The sequence below is a fragment of the Bradyrhizobium sp. Pha-3 genome (assembly GCF_042258325.1).
GTDB lineage: Bacteria > Pseudomonadota > Alphaproteobacteria > Rhizobiales > Xanthobacteraceae > Bradyrhizobium > Bradyrhizobium elkanii.
On the sequence record NZ_CP170151.1, the window covers coordinates 7,578,727 to 7,596,302 of the forward strand.

At 65.2% G+C, this 17,576-nt stretch carries 10 protein-coding genes; 5 read left to right on the forward strand and 5 right to left on the reverse strand.

Translation table 11 applies throughout. From position 1 onward, the window contains the following. Positions 1-515 precede the first annotated feature (515 nt). Positions 516-2,708 (forward strand): TonB-dependent receptor domain-containing protein, encoded by a 2,193-nt coding sequence (locus tag ACE10X_RS36180; protein ID WP_038382418.1) that lies wholly within the window; start codon positions 516-518, stop codon positions 2,706-2,708. Between the two features lie 486 nt (positions 2,709-3,194). On the opposite strand, the gene ACE10X_RS36185 is transcribed toward ACE10X_RS36180, so the two are convergent. From ACE10X_RS36185 to ACE10X_RS36195, 3 genes are all read right to left on the reverse strand, one after another. Continuing rightward, on the reverse strand, positions 3,195-3,968 hold the full coding sequence (locus ACE10X_RS36185; RefSeq protein ID WP_018273423.1) for an SDR family NAD(P)-dependent oxidoreductase: 774 nt from the start codon (positions 3,966-3,968) through the stop codon (positions 3,195-3,197). 224 nt (positions 3,969-4,192) lie between these two features. Continuing rightward, positions 4,193-4,813 carry a hypothetical protein gene (locus ACE10X_RS36190; RefSeq protein WP_038382417.1) on the reverse strand — a complete coding sequence of 207 codons (621 nt, stop codon included), beginning with the start codon at positions 4,811-4,813 and terminating at the stop codon, positions 4,193-4,195. 63 nt (positions 4,814-4,876) lie between these two features. After that, positions 4,877-5,785 (reverse strand): LysR family transcriptional regulator, encoded by a 909-nt coding sequence (locus ACE10X_RS36195; RefSeq protein WP_375763571.1) that lies wholly within the window; start codon positions 5,783-5,785, stop codon positions 4,877-4,879. A 135-nt stretch (positions 5,786-5,920) separates the two neighbouring features. Here ACE10X_RS36195 and ACE10X_RS36200 point away from each other — a divergent pair, with 135 nt between their 5' ends. Then, positions 5,921-6,694, forward strand: a complete 774-nt coding sequence (locus ACE10X_RS36200) for an SDR family oxidoreductase (protein ID WP_038382415.1) — start codon at positions 5,921-5,923, stop codon at positions 6,692-6,694. A 19-nt stretch (positions 6,695-6,713) separates the two neighbouring features. On the opposite strand, the gene ACE10X_RS36205 is transcribed toward ACE10X_RS36200, so the two are convergent. After that, positions 6,714-11,018 (reverse strand): translocation/assembly module TamB domain-containing protein, encoded by a 4,305-nt coding sequence (locus ACE10X_RS36205; RefSeq protein ID WP_375763572.1) that lies wholly within the window; start codon positions 11,016-11,018, stop codon positions 6,714-6,716. A 44-nt stretch (positions 11,019-11,062) separates the two neighbouring features. Beyond that, on the reverse strand, positions 11,063-13,087 hold the full coding sequence (locus tag ACE10X_RS36210; protein WP_244435681.1) for an autotransporter assembly complex family protein: 2,025 nt from the start codon (positions 13,085-13,087) through the stop codon (positions 11,063-11,065). Positions 13,088-14,237: 1,150 nt separating this feature from the next. Here ACE10X_RS36210 and ACE10X_RS36215 point away from each other — a divergent pair. From ACE10X_RS36215 to ACE10X_RS36225, 3 genes are all read left to right on the forward strand, one after another. Then, on the forward strand, positions 14,238-15,488 hold the full coding sequence (locus ACE10X_RS36215) for an ABC transporter substrate-binding protein (RefSeq protein WP_038382412.1): 1,251 nt from the start codon (positions 14,238-14,240) through the stop codon (positions 15,486-15,488). 136 nt (positions 15,489-15,624) lie between these two features. Then, positions 15,625-16,443 (forward strand): helix-turn-helix transcriptional regulator, encoded by an 819-nt coding sequence (locus ACE10X_RS36220; RefSeq protein WP_016847806.1) that lies wholly within the window; start codon positions 15,625-15,627, stop codon positions 16,441-16,443. Between the two features lie 120 nt (positions 16,444-16,563). Further along, on the forward strand, positions 16,564-17,574 hold the full coding sequence (locus tag ACE10X_RS36225) for a branched-chain amino acid ABC transporter permease (protein WP_038382411.1): 1,011 nt from the start codon (positions 16,564-16,566) through the stop codon (positions 17,572-17,574). Positions 17,575-17,576 lie beyond the last annotated feature (2 nt).

Below are 17,576 nucleotides of genomic sequence, written 5' to 3' on the forward strand. Positions count from 1 at the left end.
CGGAATCGGGAATTTTTCCCGATTACCGTTGGAAAAGAATCCCGGTCCTCTGGGACTGATGTTGTTTGCCAAAGCCACGCCGCTCCCGCAGTCTCCGAGCCAGGGTTCGTCGGGGACAAAAGCCGAACCGCGACTTAGGGGTGGGCGTCATGGCTGGTGCGTTGTTGCGTACGGCAACACGTTTTTTGTCTTCTTCGATCACCACGCGCGGCGCTGCGGCCGTGCTGGCCGTTATTGGCTCTGCACTGCCATCGACTGTCCTGCACGCTCAGACGGCCGATCCGGCCCCCACTGAACTGCCGCCCGTCAACGTGATTGCGCCCACACCTCTGGCCGGCACCCGCAGCGCAAGGCCGGCGGCACGGCCGGTGGTTCGGACCACGCGAACCGCGCGAACCCGAACCGGACCTGTTGCTCCGGCAGCGGGACCCGATGTCGGCACCGCTGCACCCGGCCCCTCCGACCGCGACTCCACCCTGATTGATCGCGACAAGGTCCCGTCCAACACCGCGGTGATGACGACGCAGGATTTCAGCCACAACTACTCGACCAACTTCCTCGATGCTGTGAACCGCAAGCTGCCCGGCGTCACGCTCGGCGACCAGACCGGCAATCCGTTCCAGCGCAATCTCGACTACCGCGGCTTTACCGCCTCGCCGGTCCAGGGCACGCCGCAGGGCATCGCGGTCTATCAGAACGGCGTGCGCATCAACGAATCCTGGGGCGACGTGGTCAACTGGGATTTCATCCCGGAAAAGGCCATCGACAGCGTCGCATTATTTCCGAACAATCCGGTGTTCGGCCTCAACGCGATCGGCGGCGCGCTGAGCATCCAGATGAAGAACGGATTCACCTATCAGGGCTCCGAGGCTGAACTGTTCGGCGGCTCCTACGGGCGCGTGCAGGGCAGCGTGCAGGCCGGCGGCCAGAGGGACAACATCTCCGCCTACGCTGCGTTCGAATCCGCGTATGATCGCGGCTGGCGCGACTACGCCAATTCGTCGCACATCAACCGCATGTATGTGGACGTTGGCGCACGCAACGACGACACCGAGTTTCACGTCAATTTCACCGGCGCCAGCAACCTGCTTGGCAATGTCGCGGCAACGCCGGTGCAGATGCTCAATCAGCGCTGGTCGAGCGTCTACACCTGGCCGCAGACGACGCTGCTTCAGCTCGCCTTCGTCAACGCGACGCTGAACCACAATTTCTCCGACACATGGTCCTTCCAGGGCAATGCCTATTTCCGCGGCTTCCGGCAGACCCATGTCGACGGCAACGGCACCGACGTGCATGCCTGCGACGGTGGAGACAGTTTGTGCATCGGGGACGACCTGCCGATTTTCGGTCCGGCGGGAGGTCCCTCGGTTCCGAACACGCTTGGCAACGCCTTCCTTGGCGAAGTCGACCGCAACCGGGCCGCGACCAACAGCTTTGGCGGCACGGCCCAGCTGACCAACTCGGACAAGCTGTTCGGGCACGACAACCACGTCGTGATGGGCGTCAGCGTCGACCACGGCAACACGAAATTCACGGCGACCAGCGAGCTCGGAACGATCGATCCGAACAACCTGTTCGTGACCGGCACCGGCATCTTCATCAACCAGCCCGATGCCGGTCTCGCCCCGGTCGACCTGCGCGCCACCAACACCTACACCGGCGTCTATCTCACCGATACCTTCGACGTGACGAACAGGTTCTCGGTCACTGCTGGTGGACGATTCAACTATGCCCAGATCGATCTGCAGGACCAGACCGGGACAAATGACCAGCTCAACAGCAGCAACCGATTCCAGCGCCTCAACCCGGTAATCGGCGGCACCTACAAGATCACGCCGAACCTCACCTTTTATGCCGGCTATTCAGAGGCCAACCGCGCGCCGACGCCGCTCGAGCTCGGCTGCTCCGATCCGGCCCGCCCCTGCGTCATCGATTCCTTCCTGGTGTCCGATCCGCCGCTCAAGCAGGTGGTGTCGCACACCGTCGAGGCCGGCTTCCGCGGCAGCTGGGGCCGCGATGCCAGGACCGGCGTGCTGAGCTGGGGCATCGGCGCGTTCCACACTCTGTCCGACGACGACATCATCCGGGTGCAGAGCCCGATCGGCACAGGCAATTTCGGCTATTTCCAGAATGCGGGGCAGACCCTGCGGCAGGGCATCGAAGCCAAGCTCGACTACCGCGTCAATCGCTGGAACGCCTATGCCAACTACACCTTCATCGACGCGACCTATCGAAGCGCAAATACGTTGCCGGCTCCCGACAACCCGAACGCCCTGACCGACCCGGACAACGATGACGTCCGGTTCATCAACGTCAAGCCGGGCGACCATATCCCGGGCATTCCGGCGCACCGCTTCAAGGCCGGTGTCGAGTACCTCGCCACCGACGCATGGAAGATCGGCGCCGACGTCAACGTGGTCGGCAGTCAATGGCTGATCGGCGACGACACCAACCAGAGCCAGAAGGTCCCGGCCTACGCGGTCGTGAACCTGCACACCTCCTACAAGATCACGCCGAATATCGAGGTGTTCGGCCTGATCAACAACGTCTTCAACCAGCATTATTATCTCGGCGGCGCGTTCTACGAGACCGGCGGCTTTGCCAGCGCCGGAGCTGCGCCCAACCTGATGGCCCAGCTGACCGATCCGCGCACCTTCATCCCCGGCATGCCGCTCGCGGCCTATGCGGGCATCAGGGCGAAGTTCTGAACTGCGAAGAAGTCAGGTTGAAGCGGCCCAGCGACGCGAACGGGCTGCACCTCTCCGGCTTGCCGGTAGAGCAAACGCATATGCGTCTTCGCCGGCCGCGCAGCCGCTTGGCCTCATGGTTCGAGACGCGCCGCAAGCGGCGCTCCTCACCATGAGGGTTTACAGTTTAGCCGCGAAACAAGACGTCATCCCGAGCCCGCCAACGGCGGGCGTCTCGAAGGATGGCCACAGGGAAGTAACGCGCCAGGATTTTTCCCGCATGTGACGCGACCTCCCCGTAAGCGCAGGGCGATGGCCCCCGTGGCGAGGGGCGTCTGCTCGATTTCTGGATAATGGAAAAATACCGCTGATTTGCCCGACGAGTCAAGTTGCCGTGTCCGCCGGCAGTCGTCGGGTACTTTGCATGGGGTTGTTTTCGATATTTTGGCAGTGCGCCCCCACGACGGCAGGCTATCGCATCCGGCCAGGCCTCAGTTCATCAGCGCCTTACGCCACCGTCCCGCCGTCGACCGGCATCGCGATGCCGGTGACGAACGACGCCTTGTCCGACAGCAGGAACACCGCGACCTCCGCGATCTCCTCGGGGCGCGCCGCGCGGCCCATCGGATTGCGGGTGACCGCGGCCTTGATCAGTTCCTCCGCATCCGCCTCGTTGTGGCCGGGCTGGTCCGGCCGGTTGACGAACACCCGCAGCATCGGCGTGTCGATCGCACCGGGGCAGATCGCGTTGACGCGGACGCCGTCCTTGGCGTGGCGCTTGGCGAGCGCGCGCGCAAGACCGATCACGCCGGCCTTGGCCGCGGAATAAGTCGGACTCCACGGCGAGCCGACCAGGCCCGAGGTCGACGCAGTGAACAGGATGCTGCCCTGGCGCCGCGCGGTCATCTGGCCGAGCGCCGCGTTGGTCGTGATCAGCTGCGAGCGCAGATTGAGATCGACGCTGAGATCCCAGCCCTCCAGATCGTCGATCACCGACGGACCGGGAATGCCGAGATGATTCCACACGCAGTCGAGCGCGCCGAATTCCTTGACCGTCGCCGTGACGATATCGCGCGCAAAGCCGTCGTCGCGCAGATCGCCGGTGAGCGCCAGCGCGCGCCCGCCGCCCTTTTTGATCTCGTCGACCACCGCCTTCGCGCCGGCCTCGTTCTGGTCGACCACCGCGACCGCCGCGCCCTCGCGCGCGAGGATACGCGCCCCGGCGCGGCCGGCGCCCGATGCTGCGGCGGTGACGAGTGCGATCTTGCCCTGCATGTCCATGTTTCGATCCTGACTGTGCCCGTGACTTCGAGCCTTCTTTGGTTCTGACGTTCTGGTTGAATCAGGACCGCAGCGCCGCGGTCTTGCGCTGACGCGCTAAAGCATGATCCGGAAAAGTGCGAAGCGGTTTTCCCTCGCGACAAACGCGGGACGCGTTTGCGCGGAGATCATGCTCAAGCAAAGAGCTATAGCGCGATGACGATTCAACCCAATCTCATCGCGCTTTACCGGCCGCCGAACAGGACCGGAGACTGGCCGGGCAGCAGCTGCGAATGGATGTCGCTGTCCATGCGCTCCGCCCCCTGCTGGGTAAAGCTCGCGCCGAATGACAGGCTGAGATTCGAAGTCGGCCGGAACTCGAGGCCGGCGCGCGCCGAATAGCCGGCGTTGACGCCGGGATTGCCGCTGAACGACGCCAGCGGTCCGCCGGCCCCGGGCGGATTGTATTTCAGGGTGTCGAAGCCGGCGAAGAAGGTCACGGGCGTATTGCCGACGCCCCTGAAATTGTAACCGAACTGCGCGCCCTGATATTCCAGCGAGCCGAACGCGGCCGATTGGCCGAGCGCGTTCCAGCCGACGCGACCGCCTTCGCTGCCGGCGAACCAGCCGTCGGGCCGGCCGTTCAGGTACGAGAAATCGCCGCCTTGCGCGCCGGCGGCGTCAAAGCTCGGAAAGTTTCCGTAAGTATCCGCCTTCTGGCCATCGGCAAGACTGCCGCCGAAGCCGAACAGCGAGCCCGGCGTCCAGTAGCGCACTGGGCCGGCCTGGGCATTGGCCTGCTGGCCGCTCAGGCACAGCGCCAACACTGCGATTGCGAGGCCGAGTTTACTTACCAAAGTGGTCATCAGGTTACCGTCACGAGCGCCGCGATTATACGTCCCACCGACCGGGAACGCCAGCCCGCGCCCCTAATCCGCCGCGAGCAGCTTCAGCTTCAGCAATTCCGTCAGCCAGTCGGCAAACACCTGCAGCCGCCGCGACAGATGCTGACGGTGCGGATAGAGCAAGGTCATCGGCATCGGCGCGGCGCGGTGCCGCGGCATCAGCTCGACGAGCTTTCCTGCATCGATATGCCGATTCACGTCGTAGGCGGGAATCTGGATCAGGCCGAGGCCGGCGAGGCAGCAGGCGATATAGGCCTCGGCGCTGTTGACGGTGACGCGGCCGCGCATCGCGATGCTGCGCGACGCGCCCTGCTCGCTCCACTCCCACTCCTCGATGCGGCCGGTGGAGGGCGAGGCGTAGTTGACCGCCCAATGCGCGCCGAGATCGTCCGGCGTTCGCGGCGTGCCGTGGCGCGCGAGATATCCGGGGCTTGCGACATTGATCAGCGTCAGATTGCCGAGCGGCCGCGCGATCAGACCGGAATCGCCCAGCGGGCCGACGCGCACGACGCAATCGGCGGAATCCTCAATCAGGTTGATGGCGCGATCGGTGACGCCGAGATCGATGTCGATCTGCGGATAACGATCAAGGAAAGCCGGCAACGCCGGCGCGATGATCAGGCGGCCGATCCGCCCGGGCACGTCGACCCTGAGCCTGCCGGACGGTTCGGCGGCGGCGTGGCGGAACAGGGTCTCGGCCTCCTCGACATCGGCAACGACGCGCAAGGCTCGTTCGTAGAAGGCCGCGCCGTCATGCGTGGGCGACACCTTTCGCGTCGTGCGATGCAGCAGCCGCGCGCCGACGCGCTGCTCCAGTTCCGCGACCGCTGAGGAGACCGACGAGCGCGGCAGGCCCAGCGTGTCGGCCGCCCGCGTAAAACTCGCGCACTCGACGACGCGGGCGAAGATGCGGAACAGGTCGATGCGGTCCAAAATCGTCCTCGATTGTTCGCAATTCCCGACAAGTGAGATCAGAATGCATGGCTTTATCGGCGAATCCTAGACGATATCGTCGTCTCCAGAAAGCGGCCGCAGGGCGCGGCCGCGAGACCTGGAGAGGCGAATGCCATGACCGACCACAGCATCAAGGACAAGACCGTCATCATCGCCGGCGGCGCCAAGAATCTCGGCGGCTTGATCGCGCGCGATCTCGCCGTCCACGGCGCGAAGGCAATCGCGATCCACTACAACAGCGCGGCCACCAAGGCCGATGCCGACGCGACGGTGGCGGCGCTGCAGGCCGCAGGCAGCAAGGCGGTCGCCTTCCAGGCCAACCTCACGACATCGGGCGCGATGGAGAAGCTGTTCACCGACGCGGTCGCCGCGATCGGCCGTCCCGACATCGCGATCAACACCGTCGGCAAGGTGCTGAAGAAGCCGATGGTCGAGATCTCGGAGGCCGAATATGACGCGATGAGCGCGGTCAACGCCAAGTCCGCGTTCTTCTTCCTCAAGGAGGCCGGCCGCCACGTCAACGACAACGGCAAGATCTGCACGCTGGTGACCTCGCTGCTCGGCGCCTACACACCGTTCTATGCCGCCTATGCCGGCACCAAGGCGCCGGTCGAGCACTTCACCCGTGCGGCATCGAAGGAGTTCGGCGCGCGCGGCATCTCGGTTACCGCGATCGGCCCGGGTCCGATGGACACGCCGTTCTTCTATCCGGCCGAAGGTGCGGACGCGGTCGCTTACCACAAATCGGCGGCGGCGCTGTCGGGCTTCTCCAGGACCGGGCTCACCGACATCAAGGACATCGTGCCGTGGATCCGCCTGCTGGTGTCGGACGGCTGGTGGATGACCGGCCAGACCATCCTGGTCAACGGCGGCTACACCACGAAGTGAGGCGCGATCTCGGTCGTCCTTACCATTCGAATCGCGTGCCGACTCCGACGGATGTCGAGCCCTTCGCATCGACATCCGACTCGACGCGGATATGGCGCGTCACGTCGACATTGGCCGACACTCCTGACTGGCTGGCGCTCGCGCCCGTCCGCACGCCTACGCTCAGCCTGTCGCCGATCGCGCGCGAGGCGCCAACCATCGGACCGCCCGCCCCGGCGCCGACGTCCAGATTGTCGACCCCGAGCGAGCGGCGCATGCGGTCCACCGTTCCCTCGCCACCGCTGGCGAACTGAGCCGCGGCCCCTGCGAGTTGCACGGCCTGCGAGGTCGTCAGGCTGCCCGAAGCTTTCTGAAAGAGGATGCGCGACAGGATCTCGTCCTGCGGCAACTCGGGCTGCGAATGGAAGGCGAAGACCGGCGCGGCCGCCGGGCCCGAGATTCCGACCTGCGCGGTGATGTCGGAGGCCTGTATCTCTGCCGCGAAATCGAGCTCGGGCGCGAGGTCGCCATTGAAGGAGAGATTGCCCTTGGTGAAGGTCAGCGTCTTTCCGAGCACCACCAGCTTGCCCTGATAGAGCGAGAAGGCACCCTTCGGTACCGGCGCGTTGCTCGTGCCGCCGACATGAACGGAGCCGCCGAGTTCCGCGGTTACCCCGCGGCCATGGATGAAGACGTGGTTCGGCGCCGAAACTGTCACGTCGAGCGCGGCGTTGAAGAGCGCCGTGCGCTTCGTGTTGTCTTTCGGCGCCTCGGCCTTGCGCGCAGCTGCGAGCCGTGCAGCGGCCTGTCCCGAGGCGTTCACATGGTTGATGCCCTCGATCGGCTTCAGCGTCGACGGCAGGCGATCCGGAATATCGACGTTGACGCGGGTCAAGTCGACGCGACCGACGATCCGCGGATCGCGTGCTAGGGCGCCTGTGACGTCAATGGCGAGATTGGCCTGCGCGGTCGCCAGCGCGCTGGAGGCAAGCGTCGCCTGCTGACCGCGAATCGAGACCGTGCCTGGAAAGCCTGCATCCGGAGCGACCCGTATCTGACCGGAGCCGGACAACGTGCCGCCGTTGGGCGTCACCGCGGCCAGGCGCTCCACCACGATGCGCTCTCCTTCGGCGGTGATTTTCGCCTCGACGGCATCGAGGCGCGTGCCGAGCATGCTGTCGCGGAAGGTACCCCCGCTGATGGTGGCGACACCGCCGATCTGGGGCTTGGTGCGCGTGCCGCCGACACGGGCATCGAGCGCGACGCTGCCGGATACGGTACGGCCAGAGGCGGAAAGCGTGGCATTGGCGACGGCGGCATCGAGGCGGCCCTTCGCGGACAGCGCGATCGGACCCGTGGCGTCGAGCGGCACCGTGCCAGACGCCGTGATCGTGCCGGCTCTTCCCGCGGCAATTGTAGTGTTCAGGCTCGCGCGGCTGCCATCGAGTCGTCCGTCCGCGGCAACGTCGATCGGCGGCAGGCCGGCGCTTCTGGTCTGCGGCGCGGTAAGCTGCTTGACCGCGACCTTGTACTGGCCGATCGGCGCGCTCGTGGAGCCCGCAATCGCGGCTGACGCGTCGAGGGTCCCGCTCAGGCCCAAACCGGGTATCGCGACATCGGCCTCGCCGAGCGGGATCGCGTTTGCCACGGCCTTGAGGTCGAGCACCTGGCCGGCTTTGCCGTCCACCGTGAAGCGGCCACGTCCAATCGCGAGCGCCAGATGCTCGATCAGCACCGTGCCATCGTCGAGCGTGAAGCCCGCGGGGCCCTGCAGCGCAATCGCTTTGGCGCCACGCCGCGCGGTGAAGCGGTTGAGATCGAACCGCACCCGCTCCCTGGTGGTCAGTGCACCCGCGGCATCGAGATCGAATCCGGCAGCCTTGGCGGACAAGCCGATCGTGCTCGCATCGGCATTGCCCCTGGCCGCTAGCGTGACGTTGGAGACCGTCTGACCGCCGAACTCGACACCGTTGACCTGCGCATCAGCATTGAGCACCGGATGGCTGTAGAGATCGGCGCCATCGGCGCGCAGATCGAAACTGCGGACGGCCGCACCCGCGGCACGGATTCCGGCACCCTTGCCGGCAAGCCGGACCGACTGCTGGCCGCCATCGGCCGAAGCGGCAAGGTCGAGTGAGGCCGAACCGGCGAGCTCTGTGAGGGCAAGCGGCGAGAGGTCGGCGAGCGCCCCGGCTGCGAAGCGAATCTGCCCGCTGGCGAATCTCTGTGCGTCGATCGTTGCTGCCCCCTGCAGGGATACCGATCCGATCGCGATGTCGATGGTCTTTGCGTGCCATCCGGCAAAGGCGGGAGCTGCGCGATCGTCGAGCCCCAACGATCGACGGCTCACCTGAACGATCCCGCGCGCTGGCTTGCCGTCGACGGAGCCGTCGAGCCTGGCCTCGACAGCACAGACTCCGTTGATGTCGTTGACCGTCGCGGCGAGCGCCAGATGCGGAATCGGGCGCCGCATGGCGGTGGCGCGATCCACCGAGGCCGTGAACGAAACGCCGGGATGCGTGAGCCCGCCGGTCAGGCCGACGTCGAGAGCTCCTGCACCGGTGAGGCGCGCATCGGCCGCCGAGAGATCCGGAAGGTCCACACGCGCCGACAGGTCGCTCGAGTCGCGCGTCACTGTTCCTTTGGCGCGAACCGCAACATGGGCTCCGTCGATCGACGCGCCGCGGACCGTGTAAGTGTCGCGGCCATCGCCAGAGATGTCGGCTGCGAGTGCGAGCCGCGCCCCCGCGAGCCCATCGAGCGCCGCAAGTCCCGTCGCAAGCTTCTCGCCGGCACCTGACATCCTGATATCAAAGCTGCCACGCTGGAGGTCCGAATCGAGGTCGAGGCCGAACGCCACCGAGCCCGCAAGCCTCAGCCCGGCAAGGTTGGCAAAGGCGCCGAGGTCGGGCACCGTTCCGGTTGCCCGGCCATTCAGGCGACCGGCGCTGACATCACCTGCATAGGTTGCCTGAACCGTTGATGTGCCGATCTCGAGACGCTCGATCCTGGCGCGGCCGCCGAGGTCCGTATCGCCGTGGAGCACGAGCGACGCGGTGTCGCCGATCGCGGCCGCCAAACTCGCGTCGCGTGGCGCGATGCCGGAAGCGCGCAGGCTCGCGTCAAGGATGATACGCGTTGCGGGATCGCTGGCCTCGGCACGAGGAACGGCCGTGATGGAAGCATCAAGCGTCTCGACGTCTCCGTCCGGCAGATGAGCACCGGACAGCGCGAGCTTGACCGATGCTGTGGGAGCCTTGATTGGGCCGTTGACGCGGCTGTCGAAGACGAGGCTGCGGATCGAGCCTTGGTCAGTCTCGGTCACGTCGCCGTTGCTTGGCAAGGCACGGATGGAAGCCGCGAAATCCACGACCTTGTCGGCTCCGAGCAGACCTTTCGCGTCGAGCCGCGCGAGACGGCTCGTAAGCGTCAGCACGTCCAGGGCGACGCTGCCGTCGTCACCAAAATGCGTCGTACTGTCGAGATTGGTTTCACCGGCGAAGACCGGCGCAGCGATCGCCGGCAACAACGGTTCGAGATGGCTGGCAAGGCGCGTTGCGAGCACTCGGCCCGCCCCGTTTCGGTCAAGCGTAATCGTGCCGGTCGCATCGATCGTCGGGCCGGCCTGCAACTTCAGGGCACCACGAAAGCTGTCGAGCGTGCCCTTGCCGCCCAATGCAAATGTGACGGGCGGCTCGCCCGGCAGATGGCCGAGCTTCGACATGAGTCCGTGGGCCGGCTCGTCGAGCGTGACGTCGAGGGTAAGCGCATTTCCCTGCGGAACGTAGGCGAGAGCAGCCCTGAAGTGGCCCGGGAAATCCTTGCGGGTGGCATCAAGGTTGAAGACGAGCCCTTCCGAGGGCGAGCCGAGCTCGGTATTGCCGGTCGCCGCGACACTCAAGGCTTCCCCCAGAATCGACTGTCCCAGCGTCAGGGCCCGCAGGTCGAAAGCCTTCACCTGCACCTTCACCGGAAGGTCGGGCAGGATCGCCTGATCGGACTCGGCGACAGGCTGGTCGGACGGAAGCGGTTTTCGCTTGATCTCAAGCGTGCCTATCTCGAGGCGGTCGATTTCCAGCCGCCCCAGCAACAGTGCGCTGCGTCGCCAGACGAGGCGCGCCTTGTCGAGCGTCAGCCAGACGCCGTCCTTGTCGGTGATGCTAACGTCGCGAACCGTGGCATCCGAGGACAGCACACCATCGACGGCGCCGACATGGACTTGGGTCGCCGGCGTCGAGAGCGTCCGCGAGACAAGACTAGCCAGCACATCCTGCTGGTTCTCGCCGCTCCTGCCCGCCATTCCGTAAAGAACGGCACCGAGCACCGCGGCAGCGATGAGGCTCATGGCCGCGACGGCGGAACCGATTATGAACAGCCGTCGGATGCGCATCAGAAGGCCTGCCCAATGCTGACATAGATCGCGTAACGGCTGTCGCCGGGGCGAGGATTCAGCGGTGTCGCAACGTCAAGGCGGATCGGGCCGACTGGCGTGAGATAACGCAAGCCGAGTCCCGCGCCGTAGCCCACATAGTCGTCGAAGCCCGGCAGGGACGATCGGGAGGCGGTGCCAAAGTCGAAGAATGGCACGAGACCGATGGTGGGGGTGATCCTGACCCGCACCTCGGCGGAGCCCTCGATCAGGCCGCGACCACCGGTGATTTGACCGAACATCATCGGCGAAATGGTGTTGAAGCCGTAACCGCGCACGGATCCGCCGCCGCCGGCGAAGAAGCGATGTGCATCCGGAATCTGGTCGAGCGGCGCGCCCGCAAGCGAGCCTGCGGCCAACCGACCCGCCAGCACGTAGTCCGCCTGCTCGTCGAGCGCATAGTAGGCCGAGCCCGCAACCCGCGCTTCGAACAGATCGATCGTGGAACCCATCAGCTTCGGATAGGCATTGACGGTCGCCGAGAGGCGCACACCGCGCGTGGGGTCGAGCGGATTGTCTGTCGTGTCGTAGCGGCCGGTCGCCGTGAGGCCGATCAATGTCGCATCGACCCGCCCCAGCACGTCCTGCGATTTCGATTGCTCGACCTGAAGACCGGCCTGCAGCGAAGCCGCTTCCGAAAAGCGATGGATCACGCCGAACGTGCCGCGCACCGTGTCGTCAGTGTAACCGCCGAGGTCGTTGTTGCCGACACGCTCGCGGAACGCAGTGGCCTCGATCAGAAGATCGTTGGCCGTACCGAACAGGCCTGGTTTGATGAAGGTGCCGGTAAACCGTGCGCCGAAATCCGAGCCGCGCAGATTATTGAAGCCGGTGAAGGACGTGCCGTCGATCCGTTGCAGGAGCGAGGCGGATGCTTCGAGCCTCAGGCGCTCGCCGCCGCCGAATATGTTCCGATCCTCGTAATAGCCTGCAATGCCGGGACCATCGACGGTGGAATATTTTGCCGAGAGGCCCACCGCGTGCCTGGGCCTTTCCGTCAAATCGATGAAGACCGGCAAATTGCCATTGGCGTCGAGCTTGTCGGCCTCGCGGACGCGAATTCCCCCGATGGCCGGGATCTTTGCGATCGAGGTTTTCGCCAAGGCGAGCCGCTCTGGCGAATAGGGCTCGCCTTCCCTCAGGTAGACGTGCGTGGCCACCACTCGCGGATCGACGTCTCCGCCCGAGATCGTCACGGCGCCGATGCCGGCCTTGGGGCCCGCTTCGACCCGCAACCGGAGGTCCATTGCGGCGGCGGCATGATCGACGGTGGCCTTGACGTCGGCGACCTTCGCGAGCGGATGTCCGTTGCTGCGGAACCAGTCGATGAGTTTCACCTGCGCGGCGCGCAGGTCGGCAGAGATCGCGGGATCGCCGGACTTCAGCGCAAACGCGCGGCGCGGCAATCCCTGCGGCGCTTGGTCGCGCGGATAGTCTACGTCAACGGCGCGCAGCTTGAACAACGGACCAAGTCGCGCAATCACCTTGACGGGCACAACGGTCCGATTGCGAAAGCTGTCGGCACGGCGCGCCGCCGCGGCAAGCCCAGTCTCGTCGAGGGAGATTGGAACTCCATCTATCGTCACATCGATCTGGGCGTTGTAGCGGCCAAGCCCCCAGAGGGCATCGAGCAGCGGATTGATATCCGCTTGCAGCCGGCGCGCGAGACCTTCCCCGTCCGGCGGCGGTTCCTGTCGAAGGCGATAGGTGCCGGCGGCATCGCGCAATGCCTGTTCGGCATCGCTATCGTTCTTGCCCTCCGGCGTCTTGGCTTCGATCTCCAACCGATAGGACAGCGTCGTGGCGCTGACCGGCGGCGGATCGTCGGAACCAAACAGACCAAAGAAGTCGAGCGCGTGGGCCTGCTCGCACAGCGAGCAACCGACGACAGCGACGCACGCCGAACGCAGAACGCGTCGCGCTGCAGCGATGAAATACCTTCGCCTTGCCCGCCCCGGCAAGGACGGCAGGCATCGTCGCACCACGATTTGCTTGATTGTTCCGCTCCGCCTGCCTGTTGACACGACCCGAGTCTGTGCACCTCGGGTTCCGGCGATCCCCTGTCTCCGCATTCAACAGGCACCACACGCGAAGTTGATAGACTCATGATGGACAATGTTTGGCAAACGCAAGGGAACCTCGATGTTCGTCGCAGTTATCCAATCTCCGATGCGCGCCACCGTCGGTTCCGGAAACCACATCTTGAGAACAATCCGCCACACGCGTCATCAGGATTGCGTGGCGCTGATGCTAGTCAAAAGCAGAATGCAAGCTCGGCCGATCCAATCCGCAAATGCAGAGGAACAGGTTCTGGCCGAGCCAGCGGGTTGCTGCCGCGGCCGATCAACGCAGAGCTCGTCATCGGGCAACGTTGCGCAGGCACGCACATTAGCCAATCCGGGCCCTGCCACTGATTTGCCCGACGGCGTAAGTCCCGCAGCTGTGGTCCTACCTCCCGCTTTTTTATTGCGCGGGACCCATGGGTGCGATCGGCACCCGGTTTTCCCTGCGCCCTCTGTTAACGGAGAGGCGAAACGAAGGGCAGAGCTCGAACAAATCATGTCGCGAGAACGCGCATGTATGACTCAGCGGATGTATGACCCAAAAATCGAGCCACACACTCAGTGTCGTCCCGGGCTTGACCCGGGACCCATAAGCACAAATGACAGCAGTTGCGCGACGTCGGGGCCGCAGCACCCTTCAACAACACAACCCTGTGGTTATGGGTCCCTGCTTTCGCAGGGACGACGGGTGGAGGGGGCGCCCCTACCAACTCCATCACCCTCATTCCAAGGTGCGAGCGGAGCGAGCCTCGGGATGACGGAGCCAAGAGCAGCGCGTACTGAACGAGAACAAATCACATCATCCCTGCTCCCGTGCGCAATCACGCACTAGGCAGGGACGACATCAACATATCAATCGCCTCACTCTCTTCCCCCGGTTGCAGCTCCGCGGCATTGCGCCGCGAACCGCGCTGCGGCGCAACAATCAAAATGAGACTGCCCGTTAAGCCACCCCGCGCCGACGACATCCGCGCCGCGCCCGCCTTCGGATAGCTTTGCCGGCAACAACCGGACGCCCATCAGCCTTCGCACGTCAAGTGGACGCCGGCGACAACACAGAGGGAGGAGCGCGATGTTGAAAGGCAGTTTGGGACTGATTGCGTTGAGCAGCCTGTTGCTTTCGGGCACGGCGTTCGCTCAGGAGAAGATCAAGGTCGGCGTCACCGCGACGCTCGAGGGCACCTACACGGTGCTCGGCGAGGACGGCATGCGCGGCTTCCAGACGGCGCTCAACGTGCTCGGCAAGAAGATCGGCGACAAGGAGCTCGAATTCGTCGTCGCCTCGACCGACGCGACGCCCGACTCCGCGGTGCGCGCGGTGCGCAAGCTGATCGAGCAGGACAAGGTGCAGATCCTGCTGTCGCCGCTGTCCGGCGACGAAGGCATTGCGGTCAAGAACTTCGCCAAGACCCATCCGGAGCTGACCTTCGTCAACGCCGCCTCCGGCGCGCAGGAGACGACCTATGTCGATCCGGCGCCGAACTTCTTCCGCTACAACATGGACGGCGCGCAGTGGCAGGTCGGCCTCGGCAAATACGCCTACGAGACCAAGGGCTATCGCAAGATCGCGACCGTCGGCGAGGACTACTCCTTCATCTACACCCAGGTGTTTGGCCTGGTGCTCGAGTTCTGCGGCGCCGGCGGCCAGGTCACCAACCGGCAATGGGTGCCGCTCGGCACCAAGGACTTTGCCTCGGTGATCGCCGCGCTGCCTGACGATGTCGACGCGATCTATCTCGGCCTCGGCGGCGCCGATGCCGTCAACTTCCTCAACCAGTATCAGCAGGCCGGCGGCAAGGCGCATCTGATGGGTGGCTCGATCATGATCGACCAGACCATCCTGTCGTCGAAAGGCAGCGCCAAGAACGCGTTGATCGGCACCATCGCCGCGAGCGGCCAGGCCGATACCTGGGAGGATCCGGGCTGGCAGAAATTCGTGAAGGCCTATCAGGATGCCTTCCCGCCGGCCAAACGCTTCCCGAGCCCCTCGCTGCTCGCGACCAACTATTACGGCTCGACCATGGCGCTGATCCTGGCGCTGCGCCAGGTCAATGGCGACCTCTCCAACAACCAGGCCAAGCTCAAGGACGCGCTGGCCAAGATCGAGATCGACGCGCCGAACGGCAAGATCAAGCTCGATTCCAACCGCCAGGCGATCGGCACCAACTTCGTCACCGAGGTGGTCGATGACGGCAAGGGCGCGCTGTTCAGCAAGGTCGTGAAGGTGATCCCGAACGTCAACCAGACGCTGGGCTACGATCCGGCGGTGTTCGCCAAGATCGGCCTGCCGAGCCGCACGGTCCCGGAGTGCAAGAAGTACTGACGTATTTGTTGCAGTGCAGGCACGGCGGCCGTGACGAGGCGAGCGGTTGCATGATGTGCCCTGCTCGCCCTTGCTTTCGGCGGGCGGATGTTGAACGCTTGTCGAAAAGACAAGAACATCCCGCGGGAGGGGAGGCATGAGCAGGGCGCTTGCCGTCTTCCACGGCCGGTTCGGTCGCGCGACGGTCTATCAGTTGAACCGTCCCTTCAACGTGCATGCGCACCGCGAAGGGCATCTGATCTTTCATGTCGGCGGAACGCCGGCGCAGATCGACGTCTCGGAGCAACGGCTGTTGCTCAAGGACGACACCGTGGTTGCGGTCAACCCGTGGGAACCGCACAATTTTCTGCCGACCGACATGGACCACGGCGCGATCTTCTTCGTGCTCTATGTCAACGCCGAATGGTTCGCGCCGCAGCCCGCGACGGCACAGGGCCTGCGGTTCGGCCGCACCTTCTTTCCGCGCACCGAAGCGCTCGACCGGCTGATCCGCCGCACCGCAGCACTGGTATGCGGCGCGCCGTCGCTGCGCAGCCTCGATTGCGAACTCCGGCAGTTGATCGACTCCTGCTACGAGGAGAGCTGGCAGGCCGCGCAGGACGCGCGCGCGGCGGCCGCGGTAACCGATTTCCGCGTCCGCAAATCGATCAAGCTGATGTCGGAAAGCCCCGGCGCCGAGATCGAGCTCGATGCGATCGCGCGCGAGGCCGGGCTGTCGCGGCCACATTTCTACCGGCTGTTCCGCACCCAGACCGGCGTCACCCCTCACCTCTACATGAACACGCTGATCATGGAGCAGGCGCTCGATGCGCTGGTGGCGACCGAGACGCCGATCGCCGATATCGGCTTCGACCTCGGCTTCTCCTCGCAGAGCGGCTTCACCCGCTTCTTCGCCGCCAATGTCGGCATGGCGCCGACCGACTATCGCCGCGCCGCCAAGGTGTTGCGGCCGTGAAGCAGTTCCGGAGCACACGATAAAAGATACTGTCGATCAAATCCCGAGCTTTCGCCCTCGGTAGGATACCGGACACGCGGCCCGGCAGACGGTCGCGACCAGTGAGGGAACGCGACGGAGATGGCCAGGTTCATCGAACGCCATCCGGCCTGGGCGCTGATCGTGATCATCGCGGTCGCGGTGCTCGCGTGGCTGGTGTTCGCGATCTGGCCGCCGGGGCTGGAGGCCGCGATCGGCCGCAAGCGCGTGTTCCTCAACGCGGTGCTGAACGGCATCACGCTGGGCGGGCTGTATTTCCTCGTGGCGAGCGGCTTCACGCTGATCTTCGGCCTGATGCGCAACGTCAACCTCGCGCACGGCTCGCTCTATCTGTTCGGCGGCTATGTCGGCTACGCGATCAGCAGCTGGACCGGGTCGTGGCTCCTCAGTTTCATCATCGCCTTCGTCGCGGTGGCGCTGGTCGGCGTGATCCTGCAGCTCGTGGTGTTCCGACGCATGGAGGGTCAGGACCTCAGGCAGACCATGGTGACGATCGGACTCTCGATCGTGTTCGCCGATCTGATGCTCTGGGTGTTCGGCGGCGACTTCTACCAGATCCAGACCCCGAGCTGGCTGATCGGCCCGATCCAACTGCCGCTGCTGACCACGATCAAATCATCGGGCGAGCCGGTCTATCTGCAATACCCGCTGGTGCGGCTGGTGATCTTCGCGGCCTCCGTCGTGATCGGGATCGCGATGTGGCTGGCGCTCAACCGCACGCGGATCGGCATGATCGTGCGTGCCGGCGTCGACGACCGCGACATCCTGGCCGCGACCGGGGTGCGGATCCAGCTGGTGTTCGTGCTGGTGTTCGCGCTCGGCGCGGGCCTTGCCGGCATTGCCGGCGTGGTCGGCGGCACCTTCCAGTCGCTGTCGCCGGGCGAGGATACGCGGTTCCTGCTCGCCTCGCTCGTCGTCGTGATCGTCGGCGGCATGGGCTCGATCCCGGGAGCGGCGCTCGGCGCCGTCATCATCGGCCTCGCCGAGCAGCTCGGCTCGGTCTACATCCCGACCTACGCCATCGTCGTCACCTTCCTGATCATGGTGCTGGTGCTGGCGCTGCGGCCGCAGGGCCTGCTCGCGAGGCGATGACC

Excerpts from the sequence above, each read along its gene's own strand:
- ACE10X_RS36180 (WP_038382418.1), top strand. The coding sequence starts at position 516 with ATGACGACGCAGGATTTCAGCCACAACTACTCGACCAACTTCCTCGAT.
- ACE10X_RS36185 (WP_018273423.1), bottom strand. The coding sequence starts at position 3,968 with ATGGACATGCAGGGCAAGATCGCACTCGTCACCGCCGCAGCATCGGGC.
- ACE10X_RS36190 (WP_038382417.1), bottom strand. The coding sequence starts at position 4,813 with ATGACCACTTTGGTAAGTAAACTCGGCCTCGCAATCGCAGTGTTGGCG.
- ACE10X_RS36200 (WP_038382415.1), top strand. The coding sequence starts at position 5,921 with ATGACCGACCACAGCATCAAGGACAAGACCGTCATCATCGCCGGCGGC.
- ACE10X_RS36205 (WP_375763572.1), bottom strand. The coding sequence starts at position 11,018 with ATGAGCCTCATCGCTGCCGCGGTGCTCGGTGCCGTTCTTTACGGAATG.
- ACE10X_RS36215 (WP_038382412.1), top strand. The coding sequence starts at position 14,238 with ATGTTGAAAGGCAGTTTGGGACTGATTGCGTTGAGCAGCCTGTTGCTT.
- ACE10X_RS36220 (WP_016847806.1), top strand. The coding sequence starts at position 15,625 with ATGAGCAGGGCGCTTGCCGTCTTCCACGGCCGGTTCGGTCGCGCGACG.
- ACE10X_RS36225 (WP_038382411.1), top strand. The coding sequence starts at position 16,564 with ATGGCCAGGTTCATCGAACGCCATCCGGCCTGGGCGCTGATCGTGATC.